The sequence below is a fragment of the Caldimonas sp. KR1-144 genome (genome assembly GCF_049446155.1).
In the GTDB taxonomy this organism is placed as follows: domain Bacteria; phylum Pseudomonadota; class Gammaproteobacteria; order Burkholderiales; family Burkholderiaceae_C; genus Rivibacter.
On record NZ_JBMSEE010000009.1, the window covers coordinates 186,933 to 200,188 of the forward strand.

Here is a 13,256-nt window from a genome sequence, read left to right on the forward strand (position 1 = left end):
TCAGCGCCGGTCGTCGAGGAAGTTCTTGAGCATCGCGTGGCCATGCTCGGTGAGGATGGACTCGGGGTGGAATTGCACCCCTTCGATCGCGAGCGTGCGGTGGCGCACGCCCATGATCTCGCCGTCCTCGCTGGTGGCGGTGACCTCCAGCTCGGCAGGCAGGCTCGCTCGTTCGATCGCGAGCGAGTGGTAGCGGATCACGGTGAACTGCTCGGGCAGGCCGCTGAAAACTCCGCGCGTGTCGGTGGTGATGACGCTGGTCTTGCCGTGCATCTGCTGTTGCGCGCGCACGATCTTGCCGCCGAGCGCCGCGCCGATGCTCTGGTGCCCGAGGCACACGCCGAGGATCGGCAGGCGGCCGGCAAAGCGCTGGATCGCGGGCACGCAGATGCCGGCCTCGGCCGGCGAGCAGGGTCCGGGCGAGAGCACGAGGCGCTCGGGCTTGAGCGCGTCGATCTCGTCGAGCGTGATCTCGTCGTTGCGGAACACGCGCACCTCTTCGCCGAGTTCGGCGAAGTACTGCACGAGGTTGTAGGTGAACGAGTCGTAGTTGTCGATCATCAGCAGCATGGTCGTCTCCCCGTTCAGAAGCCTTCTTCGACCAGCTCGGCCGCGCGCAGCACGGCCCTCGCCTTCGCCTCGGTTTCCTTCCATTCCAGCTCGGGCACCGAGTCGGCCACGATGCCGGCCGCGGCCTGCACGTAGAGCACGTTGTCCTTGACGATGCCGGTGCGGATCGCGATCGCGACGTCCATGTCGCCGGCAAAGCTCAGGTAGCCGCAGGCGCCGCCGTAGATGCCGCGCTGCACCGGCTCGAGCTCGTCGATGATCTCCATCGCGCGGATCTTGGGCGCACCGCTCAGGGTGCCGGCCGGGAACGTGGCCTTGAGCACGCCCAGGCTGTCGACGCCTTCGTTGAGCAGGCCTTCGACGTTGCTCACGATGTGCATCACATGCGAATAGCGTTCGACCTCGAAGGCCTCGGTCACCTTGACCGAGCCGGTCTGCGCGATGCGGCCGATGTCGTTGCGCGCCAGGTCGATCAGCATCAGGTGCTCGGCGCGCTCCTTCGGGTCGGCCAGCAGCTCGGCCTCGGTGAGCTTGTCCTGCTCGGGCGTCGCGCCGCGCGGCCGGGTGCCGGCCAGCGGCCGGATCGTGACCTTCTCGCCTAGCGGCGTGCGCTCGTGGCGCACCAGGATCTCCGGGGAGGCGCCGACGATCTGGAACTCGCCCATGTCGTAGAAGTACATGTACGGCGACGGGTTCAGCGAGCGCAGCGCGCGGTACAGCGACAGCGGGCTTTCCGTGTAGCGCTTCTTCAGGCGTTGGCCCAGCACGACCTGCATGCAGTCGCCGGCGGCGATGTAGTCCTTGCACTTCACGACCGCGGCCTCGAAGTCGGCCTTGGAAAACTCGCGCTCGACGGCATGCGAGGGGCCGCGGCGCACCGCCGGCGCCGTGACGCTGTACTTCAGCTTGTCGTTGAGCTCGGCCAGGCGCCGCTTGGCCTTGAAGTAGGCCTCGGGCTGCGAGGGATCGGCGTAGACGATCAGGTACAGCCGCCCCGACAGGTTGTCGATGACCGCGACCTCTTCGCACTGCAACAACATCAGGTCCGGCGTGCCGATGCCGCCTGGCTTGTGCGTCTTCGCGAGCCGGCCTTCCATGTAGCGCACCGCGTCGTAGCCGAAGTAGCCGGCCAGTCCGCCGCAAAAGCGCGGCAGCCCGGGCGACAGCGCCACCTTGAAGCGGCGCTGGTATTCGGCGATGAAGTCCAGCGGATTGCCTTCGCGGGTCTCGACCACGAGGCCGTCGGTGACGACCTGCGTCACGCCGTCGCTCGCGCGCAGCAGCGTGCGCGCCGGCAGGCCGATGAAGGAATAGCGCCCGAAGCGCTCGCCGCCGACGACGGACTCCAGCAGGAAGCTGTGCTTCTGGCCGCCGGCCAGCTTGAGGTACAGCGACAGCGGGGTCTCGAGGTCGGCGAAGGCCTCGCCGATCAGCGGGATGCGGTTGTGCCCGGCCGCGGCCAGGCTCTTGAACTCGAGTTCGGTGATCATGCCGTGAGGGCCCTCCATGGCCCGACGCGTCGCGAGCCCGGGGCAGGCTTCGCGCGGTCTTCTACGGGGTCTGCAAGCGTTGGACGCGGCGCCGCCGCATCCTCGAAAGGGCCGCGAGCCGCGCAGCGAGCGCGCTCAACGGCCGGGCATCAGTCGGCCTGGCGACGCCAGGGCCAGGCTCCCCGGTCGTTCGACCCTTTCGTGTGCTTGCGCGGCATGAACATCGGGCCAGTCTAGCAAACCGACGCGGCGCGCCAATCCGTCACACGGGCGACAGCGGCGGCTGGGGTCGGCGCGCATGGACAAGGCCGGCGACGGCCTTGACACTCGGCGTTACAAAAGCCGCCGGCAAGGCGGCTGCATCCCAGGAGATCGCGAAAGTGCTTCGACGTCCATTCCTCGCCGCGGCGATTGCTGCGGCGCCCCTGCTCCTCGCCCCGCTCGGTGCCGTGGCGCAAACCCCCGGCGCGAACGCCGGCGTCACCGAGACCAGCGGCGTCAAGTTCGACAACGAGCTGACCACCTCGCGCGGCAACAAGCTGGTGCTCAACGGCGCCGGCACGCGCTACAAGTTCGTCGTCAAGGTCTATGCCGCCGGCCTGTACGTGCCGGCCAAGGTCAACACGCTCGACGCGGTGATCGACACCAGCAAGCCGCGCCTGTTCAAGGTCGTGATGCTGCGCGACATCGACGGCAACGAGCTCGGCCGGCTGTTCACCGACGGCATGCAGAAGAACGCCTCGCGCGAGGAGTTCACCAAGGCCATTCCCGGCACGATCCGCATGGGCGAGATCTTTGCCGAGAAGAAGAAGCTCGCGTCCGGCGACAACTTCACGATCGACTGGGTGCCCGGCACCGGCTCGGTGATCGCGGTCAACGGCAAGGTGATCGGCGAGCCGATCAAGGAGCCCGAGTTCTTCTCCGCGCTGATGAAGATCTGGATGGGCAAGTCGCCGGCCGACGCCAACCTCAAGGAAGTGCTGCTGGGCGGGAAAGGCGCTTACTGAAGCAAGGCTCCCTCTGCCGCTTGCGAGAGAGGGCGCCGTCAGCTCAGGCAAAGACCGCAAGCTCGTCGAGCCGGTCGATCACCGCGTCCGCGCCGGCACTTTCGGCCGGTTCGCCGTGGTTGTAGCCGTAGCTCACCAGCACCACCGGGCAGCCGGCCGCGCGCGCGGCCTGCACGTCGTTGCTGGAGTCGCCGACCATCAGCGTCTCGCGCGGTGCGACTCCCAGCGCGCGGCAAGTCTCGACCAGCGGCATCGGATCGGGCTTGCGGCGCGCAAAGGCGTCGCCGCCGTACACCGCGGCGAACCGGCCGCGCAGGCCCTTGCGCTCGAGCAGTTCGAGCGCGAAGGCGCCCGGCTTGTTGGTCACGCAGGCCAGCGCGAGGCCGGCTGAGACCAGCCGGTCCAGCCCTTCGGCGACGCCGTCGTAGAGACGCGAGTGCTCGCCGTTGATGCGACGGTAGTGGTGCTGGTAGCGCTCCCAGGCCGCGCCGTAGTGCCCATCGTCGGCGCCGACTTCGGCCAGCGTGCTGCGGATCAGGTGCTCCGAGCCCTTGCCGACGGTGCGCTCGACGAAGCCGGCGTCGATGCCGCGCAAACCCAGGTCGGCCAGCGTGTGGTTGAGCGCGACGACGAAGTCGCCCTGCGTATCGACCAGGGTGCCGTCGAGGTCGAGGATGGCCGCGCGCCAGCGCGGCGGCGTTTCGGATCGTGCGTTCACGGCCGCGATTGGAGCATGCAGGCGCTCGCGCCGCGCGGAACACCGGTTGCCGGACCGGCTCCAACCGGCCACGACACGCTCTCCCCGGAAAGGAGCATGCGATGACGAACGCCACCGCCTTTGCTCGCCTCGCGGCCTGGCTCGCCGGCCTCGCCTGCGCCGCCGCTCTCGCCGCGCCGCCCGCCCAGCCCGAACCGCCGGTGCTCAACGTCTACAACTGGTCGGACTACATCGCCGACGACACGATCGCCAACTTCGAGAAGGAAACCGGCATCAAGGTCCGCTACGACAACTACGACAGCAACGAGATCCTGCACGCCAAGCTCGTGGCGGGGCGCACCGGCTACGACATCGTGGTGCCGAGCGCGCACTTCGCGAAGCAGCAGATCCAGGCCGGCCTGTTCCGCAAGCTCGACCGCTCCTTGCTGCCGAACTGGCGCAACCTCGACCCAGCACTGCTCGAGCAGATGGCGCGCGTCGATCCGGGCAACCAGTACCTGGTCGACTGGCTGTGGGGCTACGTCACCGTCGGCATCGACACGGCCAAGGTGAAACAGGCGCTGGGCGAGCTGCCGATGCCGGCCAACGCCTGGTCGCTGCTGTTCGACCCCCAGTACGCGAGCCGACTCAAGTCCTGCGGCGTGAGCTTCCTCGATTCGGCCTCCGAGGTCTTGCCGGTGGCCATGATCTACGCGGGCAAGCCGGGCTACAGCCGCAACGCGGCCGACTACGCGGTGGCCGCCGACGTGCTCAAGAAGGTGCGGCCCTACGTGACGCGCTTTTCCTCCTCGGGCTACATCAACGAGTTGGCCAGCGGCCAGCTGTGCGCGGTGATGGGCTATTCGGGCGACATCAACATCGCGCGCCAGCGCGCCGCCGAGGCCGGCCGCGGCGCCGCGATCGAGGCGCTGATCCCGCCCAGCGGCGCGACGCTGTTCTTCGACTCGATGGCGATCCCGGCCGACGCGCCGCACCCGCTCAACGCGCACAAGTTCATCGACTACATCCTGCGTCCCGAGGTGGCCGCCGGCCTGACCAACAAGGTCTTCTACGCGAACCCCAACAAGGCGTCGCTGAAGTTCGTGAAGAAGGAGGTCGCCGAGAACCCGACCGTCTTCCTCTCGGCCGCCGACCACGCCAAGCTCACCGCGCCCGACAGCGTGCCGCAGGACATCCGGCGCGTGCAGACGCGCGTGTTCACCAGCTTCAAGTCGGGTCGCTAGTCCCTGATCACTGGTCGAGGTCGAAGTCGAGGTCGACCACCGCCTGGCGCGCTTCGCTGATCGGCTTGAACCGCCATTGCGAGACCGCGAAGGTGGCGGCGTTGTTGAGGCCGCGGTGCGAGCTCTTGAGCACCTCGGCCTGGCCGACGCTGCCGTCGGGGCGGATCTCGAACTTGACCTTGACGCTGCCCTTGCGCAGCTCGTCCATCAGCTCGCGGCGAAAGCGCGGCATGACCTGGCGCGTCATCTCGAGCGTGACGACCTCGTCATCGTCGTCGGCCTCGGGCGCCGAGGCGCCCGCCGGCGGGGGCGGCGCAGAAGCGTGCGGCGCGGCGATGGCCAGCACGGTGTCGGATGCCGGCGACGCGGGCGGCGCCACGGCCGCCGCAGCGGCGGTCGCCGTCGTGCTGCCACGAGCCGGCGAAGCCTCCGCCTTGGCGGTGGGCGTCTCGCTCCTGGCCGCCGGGGCTTCCGCCTTGGCGACCGCCGGCTTCGGTGAGGGGGCGGGCGCCACCGGTGTCGCAGGCGCGGCAGCCGCTGCGGCGGCCTTCGCGGCCTCGCGCTTGGCGCGCGGCGAGTCGGCGTTCAGCAGGATGATCTTGAAGACCTTGTCGGCGTCGCGCTGCGCGCGTTGCATCGCCGACTCTTCGGCCGCCTTGGCGTCGGCCGGCTTGCCGGCAGGCTCGGTCGTCTGCGCGGCGACCGCCAGGCAGGCGACGGCGGCGGTCAGCCCGAGCGCGGCGCGAGAAAGGCAGGCGACAAGGAAGCGGTCGTTCATCTGGGCTCCGACATGGTCAGTCTTCGCGCCTCGCGGTCGGACCAGAGGTCGTACCCCTGTCGGCCTGCGAGACGTGGGGCGGCGGCTTGCAAGGGCCATACCCGCGCCTCGAGCGAGGCGCATTGTGTCGTAGCGTTTGCTAACAGATGCGGCAGGACTTCACGCCCGCGGCGCGACGGGATCAGGGCTGACCCTCAGGCGCGGCGGGCTGCCGAGAACCCCGTCGCCGCGGCTCAGGCCGCGAGTCGAGCGCGCATCGCGTCGATGACGGCCTTGTAGTCGGGCTGGCCGAAGATCGCGCTGCCGGCGACATAGGTGTCGGCGCCGGCGTCGGCCACCGAGCGGATGTTGTCGACCTTGATGCCGCCGTCGACCTCGAGGCGGATGTCGCGCCCGCTTTGCTCGATCAGACGTCGCACGCGCTCGACCTTCTTCAGCGCGCCGGGAATGAAGCTCTGGCCGCCGAAGCCCGGGTTCACGCTCATGATCAGCACCAGGTCGAGCTGGTCGATCGTCCACTCGAGCACGTCGAGCGAAGCGGCCGGGTTGAACACCAGGCCGGCCTTGCAACCGGCGCCGCGGATCAGCTGCAGCGTGCGGTCGACATGCGTGCTGGCGTCGGGGTGGAAGCTGACCACGTCGGCGCCCGCCTTCGCGAAGGCCTGCGCGAGCGCGTCGACCGGCTCGACCATCAGGTGCACGTCGATCGGCACGCGCTGGCCGTCCTTCGTGACCGCATGCCTGCGCAGCGCCTCGCACACCATCGGGCCGAAGGTCAGGTTCGGCACGTAGTGGTTGTCCATCACGTCGAAGTGGATCCAGTCGGCGCCGGCATCGATGACGTTGCGCACCTCCTCGCCCAGGCGCGCGAAGTCGGCCGACAGCAGGCTCGGAGCGATGCGATGGAGGCGTTGGGCGGGCACGGCGGACTCCGGTAAAGCGACTGCGAAGGCCGGAATTCTAGAGAGCCGCGGCGCGGCGCCTCGCACGGCGCAGCACATTTGCAGACCCGCGAGGCCAGCCTCCCTAGAATCGGCCGCATGTCCCGTTGCGAACTCCAGTGCAGCGTGCGCGTCGCGCCGCTGCCCGAACAGTCAGACCCCGACGAAGGCGTGCACGCCTGGGCCTACACGATCCGCATCGAGAACCGCGGCGACATCGCCGCGCAGGTCGTCGCGCGCCGCTGGCTGATCGAAGACGAGAACGGCCGCCGCGAAGAGGTACGCGGCCTGGGCATCGTCGGGCGCCAGCCGCTGCTGCAGCCGGGCGAATCGCACGAGTACACGAGCTGGGTGCAGCTGCGCACGCCGCGCGGCACGATGCAAGGCACCTACCTGTGCATGAGCGCGGAGGCCGAGCCGTTCGAGGCGCCGATCCCGATGTTCCAGCTCGGCGAGCCGCCGATGCTGCACTGAGGCCGATGCGGGCGTTCGGCGCCTTGCGTGCGCGCATCGCCGGCCGGCTCGGCTTCGAGCTCGAGTCCTGGGACCTCACCGCGCTGCTCAACGCGGCCGATCCGCGCGCGCCGCTGGCCGAGCGGCACCTGTGGCTGGCGCGGCTGTTCGAGTGGCTGCGCCATGCGCCGGCGCCGCGCGGCGATGCCGAGGCCGACTCGGCCGCGACGCCGCGGCCCGTGCTGCGGCTCAAGCACCTGCTCAACGTGCTCGACAAGCACCCCGAGCATCGCGCGCGCGTGCGCGGCGTCGTCGCGGCGTTCTGGCGCGAGATCGACGCGGTCGCGCTGCTGGCCGACTTCGGCTTCGCGCCGCGCCAGGGCCTGCTGACCGAGCTGGGCGAGCGGCTGCGCCAGCGCTTCGTGCCGCTGACGGTGGCCACCACCGATCTCGCCGAGCTGTTCGGCCTGCTGTTCGCCGATCCGCGCGATGCCGACTGGCTGCGCGCGATCGACGACGCCACGCTGTCGCGCCTGATGGCCGCGTTCTCCGGCCTGAGCGACGGCGACGCGCAGGCCGAGGCCGGCCCGCCTGCCGGCCGCGACTGGCGCACCGTCGTCGCCGACGCGGTGGTCTTCCTCTCGCTGCAGGTCGCGGCCGCCGGCCTGCTGGGCCCGGTGCGCCAGCGCATGAGCGCGCAGGCCCTGCGCGAGCGGCCGTTCGACCAGCTCGTCGGCGTGGCCGAGCGCTTGCGCGCCGCCGCGCTGGCCGGCGACGAGACGCGCGCGCTGCAGGAAGCGCAGCTGCTGCGCGGCGTGCTCGACGCCTGCCGGCGCGCCGCCCACAGCGTGCGCGAGCACCTCGAGGAGCACGGCGTCTCGATCGGCCTGCTGTTCCAGATGGACCAGCTGCGCGGGCGCGTCGAGCGCATCGAGTCGCTGCTGGCCGGCTTGCTGGCGCCGGCCGGGTCGGCCGAGCGGCACCGCGAGTCGCTGCGCCTGGTGGCCGCGCTGGTCGAGGCGGCCGACGAGCGCCGCAGCGTGAGGGCCTTGTTCGCGCGCCAGTACTCGATGCTCGCGCGCAAGGTTGCCGAGCGCAGCGCCGAGACCGGCGAGCACTACATCACCCGCAGCCGCGACGAGTGGTACGAGATGCTGCGCAAGGCCTGCGGCGGCGGCGCGGTGATCGCCGGCACCACCTTCCTCAAGTTCGCGATCCTGGCGCTCGGCCTGGGCACCTTCTGGGGCGGCTTCTGGGCCGGCGTGAACTACGCGGCCTGCTTCGTGCTGATCCACCTGCTGCACTGGACGGTGGCAACCAAGCAACCGGCGATGACGGCCCCGGCGATGGCCGCCAAGCTCGAGGACGTCAGCAGCGACGAGGCCATCGAGGGCTTCGTCGACGAGGTCGCGCACCTGATCCGCTCGCAGGTCGCCGGCATCGTCGGCAACCTCGCGACGGTGGTGCCGGTCGTGCTGGCGGTGCAGGTCACTGCCGAGGCGCTGATCGGCCGCACGCTCGTGAGCCGCCACGATGCCGAGCACGTGCTGGAGACGCTCTCGCTGCTCGGGCCCACGCCGCTGTATGCCGCATTCACCGGCGTGCTGCTGTTCGCGTCCAGCCTGATCGCCGGCTGGGCCGAGAACTGGTTCGTCCTGCATCGCATCGACAGCGCGATCCGCTGGAACCCGCGCCTGCTCGCGCTGCTCGGTGCGCAGCGCGCGGCCCGCTGGGCCGACTGGTGGCGCGCCAACGTCTCGGGCCTGGCGGCCAACATCTCGCTGGGCCTGCTGCTTGGGATCGTGCCGGTCGTGTGCGCCTTCTTCAGCCTGCCGATCGAGGTGCGCCACGTGACGCTGTCGACCGGCCAGATCGCCGCGGCGCTCGGCACGCTGGGCGCGCCGCTGTTCCACGAGCCGGCGTTCTGGTGGTGCATCGCGGCGGTGCCGCTGACCGGTGCGCTCAACCTCGCGGTGAGTTTCCTGTGCGCGTTCAAGGTGGCGCTGCGCTCGCGCGGCATCCGGCTCAAGGACCGCTCGCGCATCTACGCGGCGATCCGCCGGCGGCTGCGCACGCGCTTCATGTCCTTCGTCTGGCCGCCCCGGCGCAGCCCGGCGTCATGACGCGCCGTCGTCGTCGCCATCGTCGCGGCGACGCCCCGAGAACATGGTCCACCAAACGATGAAGATCAACACGCCCAGCGCAAGCAGGGCTTCGAGCAAGAGCAGTCCCATGGGGCCGATGCTAGCGGCGCTGGCTGGCGCGCTGCTGTTGGCCGGCTGCGGGCTGCTGTCGTCGACCGTCGAGCAGGCGCCCGAGCCCACCACCGCGCCTGCGACTGCGCCTGCGCCGGCAGCCGCGGGCAGCAAGGGCGCGACGATCGAGCGCGGCATTGCGCGCTGGCAGGCCGCGAACTGGTCCGAGCTGCCCGGTTGGCAGGCCGATGCGGTCGTTCACGCCTGGCCGGCGTTGGTGGCCAGCTGCGCCAGGCCGGCACCCGGCTGGGCCGAGGCCTGCGCCGGCGCGCGCCGCCTCGCGCAGGCCGACGAGGCCGCGCTTCGCGCCTGGCTGCAGGCGACGCTCGCGCCGTGGCGCGTCGAAGGCAGCGACGGCGGCGATGTGGGGCTCGCCACCGGCTACTTCGAGCCCTTGGTCGAGGCCTCGCGCGCGCGCCGCGGCGCGTTCACGGTGCCGCTGTACGCGCCGCCGGCCGACCTGGCGACGCGCAAGCCCTGGTACACGCGCAGCGAGATCGAGACGCTGCCGGCCGCGCGCGCCGCGCTGCGCGGTCGCGAGATCGCGTACGTGGCCGACCCGCTCGACGCGCTGATGCTGCAGGTGCAAGGCTCGGGCCGGCTGCGCCTGGTCGACGAGCGCGACGCGTCGGGCCAGCCGAAAGTGATCCGCGCGGCGTTTGCAGGCCACAACGACCGGCCGTATCAATCGGTCGGGCGCTGGCTGGTCGAGCGCGGGGCGTTCACGCTCGAGCAGGCCTCGTGGCCGGCGATCAAGGCCTGGGCGCGGCAGAACCCGCAGCAGGTGCCGCAGATGCTGGCCGCCAACCCGCGCATGGTGTTCTTCCGCGAGGAGGCGCTGGCCGATGCGAGCGTCGGCCCGCTCGGCGCGCAGGGCGTGCCGCTGACGCCGGGCCGCTCGATCGCGGTCGACAAGCGCTCGGTGCCCTACGGCACGCCGGTGTGGCTCGACACCACCGAGCCGCAGCCCTGGTCGCCCAACCCGCCGCCGGCACGCCCGCTGCAGCGGCTCGTGATCGCGCAAGACACCGGCAGCGCGATCACCGGAGCGGTGCGCGCCGACTACTTCTGGGGCTGGGGCGACGGCGCCGAGGATCGCGCCGGCCGCATGAAGCAGCCGCTGCGCATGTGGGTGCTGTGGCCCAAGGGCCAGGCGGTGCCGCCGACGGCGAATTGACGACGGCCTGTTGACGCCTTGTTGGGGCTCGCGCCTCTGCGGCGACGGGCCGCTGCCGGCCGCGAGCCCACAAAGGCCGCGTGAACTTCCGCACGCGCGCCCACGGCCCGTTCAGCCGTTCGGTCGATGGTGTGCTCCAGCCGCGTCTCGAACAATTCCTGACGCGAGCCACGCAGTGCGTGGGCCATCGCCCCAACAACTCAAGGAGCATGACGTTGCAGCAACGTTCACTATGGGCCGCCATGTTGAGCGCCGGCCTGCTGGCCGCGTGTGGTGGCGGTGACAGTTCGTCCACCCCCACCGACCCCACCACCAACAGCGCCAGCGTGGCGCTCAGCGGCACCGCCGCCAAGGGCCTGATGGCCAACGCCGACGTGACGGCGCATGCCGTCAATGCCGACGGCAGCATCGCCGCCGCGGCACTGGCCTCCACCACCACTGACGCCCAGGGCCACTACGCGCTGAGCTTCACGGCGGTCAAGGGCCAGCCGCATGTGGTCAAGGTCACCGCCAACGCCAACACCACGCATCTCGACGAGGTGAGCGGCCAGTCGCAGGCGCTGCCGGTCGGCTTCTCGATGCGCACGCTGCTGGCGCCGGCCACCACCGACACGGTGACCACCAGCGCGAGCATCACGCCGTTCAGCGAGATGGCCGTGGCCGCCGCCGAAGAAGCCGATGGCGGCGTCACGGCCGCCAACGCCGCGCAGGCCGTCACCACCGTGAGCCAGTTGCTGGGCTTCAATCCCAGCAGCGTCGTGCCCACCAGCGTCAACGACACCGACGCCAGCGCCGACCAGCAGAAGCTGGCGCTGATGCTGACCGCCGTGTCGCAGCTGGCCGCCAGCGACGCGCTCGGCTGCAACAGCGGCAGCGCCGGCGACAAGACCCAGTGCGTCGTGAACGCGCTGGCCGACGCCGCGTCGCTGTCGACCATCAAGCTCCAGACCGGCAGCACCGACGTGTCGGCCGCGCTCGCCGGCGCGCTCGACGCCGTGGTGGCCGACCCCGCCCTGGTCGGCGCGGCGAACCCGAGCATCGTGAGCGCGATCAAGACCAACATCACCTGCACCGGCAGCGCCTGCACGGCCGTGGCGGCCAGCACCGTCACGCCGATCGAGGCGGCCACGACGCTGTTCACCAACATCAAGTCCGACTGGACCGAGCTGTTCAGCCGCGGCGGCGTGAGCTCGATCGCGACCGGCGCGGCCAATGCCGAAGCGTGGAAGTTCAGCCAGGCGATGAAGGGCGTGCAGGTGCCCGCCGAGATGGTGCTGAAGGACGCCGGCGTGCTGCTGATGGCGGTGGACCTGTACAACGACTACAAGTCCGGCCGTGAAAGCGTGCCCGACCGCGTGCGGGCTCCGGACGTGACCGCCAACGACGGGATGTTCGACTACTCGAGCTTCTGGGGCGTGGGCTGCTCGCTGTACCAGGACGGCAATGCCACGGTGCTTGCGACGGCGCCCGAGAACGCCAACTTCATCGGCTGCGGCGCGCGTTACTACGTGACGCAGAGCGTCTCGGGCAGCACCACGACGACCACCGAGTGGCGTCACGGCTTCACGCTGACGCCCAACGCCGACGGCAGCTTCGGCTACACGACGCGGGCGCGCCAGCGCATCAGGAGCTGCACGGTCGGCAGCCCGTGCACGTTCCAGAACGTCAACCTGCAGTCCGCCTTCTACGCCGGCACCGTGGCGCCGACGCTGACCGGCACGTTCGGTCGCATCACGGCCTTCACGATCGAAGGCGAGCTGGGCGGCGCGTTCAAGTCCGGCACCACCGAGCTGGCCAACGACCACCACAGCTGGTCGCTCAGCGGCACGCGCGCGATCGGCGCCGACAACATGTCGTCGACCACCTTCCAGGGCGAACTGGTGGCGTTCAATGCCGACGGCAGCACGGCCGGCACGCTGAAGGTCAGCAACGGCTCGAGCAACGAAACGCCGGTGTGGCGCGACCAGTTCGACAACGAGGTCGAGCCGGGTTCCGCCACCGCGGTGGCGCCGTTCGGCGGCACGCTGTCGGGCGCAGCGATGACGATCACCTGGACGACGCCGGCAGCCGAGTTCGAAGGCACGTTCTCGGCCGGCGACTCGGTGTGGGACACCAGTGGCACCCGCCTGGCGCCCACCAAGGTCACGCTGGCCGGCGCCTTCCGCAACATCGAGGCAGGGCAGGTGACGGAGTTCCTGAGCGGCCGCATCGACGCCACGCTGGACGGATGGGCGAGCTACGACGCGCAGGCGGACGACTCGGCGGCCAACCACTACACGGTCGCCGCCACGTTCACCGGCAAGGTCACCGCGCCGACGCGCCCGGTGCTGGAGCTCACCGCCAGCACCTCGCTGAAGAGCCACGAGCAGGATGTCTCGGCGGTGAGCCTGCAATACCGCAGCATCGTCGCGGGCGCGCCGCGCACTGTCATCTCGCTGACCGGCCTTCGCGGCAGCGACGGCGTGATGAGCTTCGCGCTCAACGAGGCGGCATCGAACCTGTCGTTGACCTGGTCCGACGGCGCCAGCACCGGCAACCTGATGCAAGGCAGCACGCTCGTCGGCACGATCGACGAGAACACGAAGATGCTGACCTTCACCAACAACGAGTTCATCTCGCTGGACATCGGCCTGTAGGCAGCCCG

At 70.5% G+C, this 13,256-nt stretch carries 11 protein-coding genes; 6 read left to right on the forward strand and 5 right to left on the reverse strand.

Annotation, left to right across the window (positions count from 1 at the left end; genetic code table 11):
• Both ACO2TI_RS19795 and trpE read right to left on the reverse strand, forming a co-directional pair.
• Positions 1–570 carry an aminodeoxychorismate/anthranilate synthase component II gene (locus ACO2TI_RS19795; protein ID WP_423286898.1) on the reverse strand — a complete coding sequence of 190 codons (570 nt, stop codon included), beginning with the start codon at positions 568–570 and terminating at the stop codon, positions 1–3.
• Between the two features lie 14 nt (positions 571–584).
• Positions 585–2,060: an anthranilate synthase component I gene (trpE, locus tag ACO2TI_RS19800; RefSeq protein WP_423286899.1), complete on the reverse strand. Its 1,476-nt coding sequence runs from the start codon at positions 2,058–2,060 to the stop codon at positions 585–587.
• Between the two features lie 380 nt (positions 2,061–2,440).
• On the opposite strand from trpE, the gene ACO2TI_RS19805 reads away from it, so the two are divergent.
• Positions 2,441–3,067 carry a chalcone isomerase family protein gene (locus ACO2TI_RS19805; protein WP_423286900.1) on the forward strand — a complete coding sequence of 209 codons (627 nt, stop codon included), beginning with the start codon at positions 2,441–2,443 and terminating at the stop codon, positions 3,065–3,067.
• Positions 3,068–3,110: 43 nt separating this feature from the next.
• Here ACO2TI_RS19805 and gph read toward each other — a convergent pair whose 3' ends face one another.
• Complete coding sequence (gene gph, locus ACO2TI_RS19810; RefSeq protein ID WP_423286901.1) at positions 3,111–3,785, reverse strand: phosphoglycolate phosphatase; 675 nt, start codon at positions 3,783–3,785, stop codon at positions 3,111–3,113.
• Between the two features lie 101 nt (positions 3,786–3,886).
• Here gph and ACO2TI_RS19815 point away from each other — a divergent pair, with 101 nt between their 5' ends.
• On the forward strand, positions 3,887–5,008 hold the full coding sequence (locus tag ACO2TI_RS19815; RefSeq protein WP_423286902.1) for a polyamine ABC transporter substrate-binding protein: 1,122 nt from the start codon (positions 3,887–3,889) through the stop codon (positions 5,006–5,008).
• A gap of 7 nt (positions 5,009–5,015) precedes the next feature.
• Here ACO2TI_RS19815 and ACO2TI_RS19820 read toward each other — a convergent pair whose 3' ends face one another.
• Positions 5,016–5,786 carry an energy transducer TonB gene (locus ACO2TI_RS19820; RefSeq protein WP_423286903.1) on the reverse strand — a complete coding sequence of 257 codons (771 nt, stop codon included), beginning with the start codon at positions 5,784–5,786 and terminating at the stop codon, positions 5,016–5,018.
• Between the two features lie 233 nt (positions 5,787–6,019).
• On the reverse strand, positions 6,020–6,709 hold the full coding sequence (gene rpe, locus ACO2TI_RS19825; RefSeq protein WP_423286904.1) for a ribulose-phosphate 3-epimerase: 690 nt from the start codon (positions 6,707–6,709) through the stop codon (positions 6,020–6,022).
• 117 nt (positions 6,710–6,826) lie between these two features.
• Here rpe and apaG point away from each other — a divergent pair, with 117 nt between their 5' ends.
• The 4 genes from apaG (at position 6,827) to ACO2TI_RS19845 (ending at position 13,248) form a co-directional block, all read left to right on the forward strand.
• The gene (gene apaG / locus ACO2TI_RS19830) at positions 6,827–7,201 is read left to right on the forward strand and encodes a Co2+/Mg2+ efflux protein ApaG (RefSeq protein WP_423286905.1); all 375 of its coding nucleotides are present in this window, start codon (positions 6,827–6,829) and stop codon (positions 7,199–7,201) included.
• Between the two features lie 5 nt (positions 7,202–7,206).
• Positions 7,207–9,303 carry a site-specific recombinase gene (locus ACO2TI_RS19835; RefSeq protein ID WP_423286906.1) on the forward strand — a complete coding sequence of 699 codons (2,097 nt, stop codon included), beginning with the start codon at positions 7,207–7,209 and terminating at the stop codon, positions 9,301–9,303.
• Positions 9,304–9,421: 118 nt separating this feature from the next.
• Positions 9,422–10,612, forward strand: coding sequence for a murein transglycosylase A (locus ACO2TI_RS19840; protein ID WP_423286956.1), 1,191 nt, complete (start codon positions 9,422–9,424; stop codon positions 10,610–10,612).
• A 242-nt stretch (positions 10,613–10,854) separates the two neighbouring features.
• On the forward strand, positions 10,855–13,248 hold the full coding sequence (locus tag ACO2TI_RS19845) for a hypothetical protein (protein WP_423286907.1): 2,394 nt from the start codon (positions 10,855–10,857) through the stop codon (positions 13,246–13,248).
• Positions 13,249–13,256 lie beyond the last annotated feature (8 nt).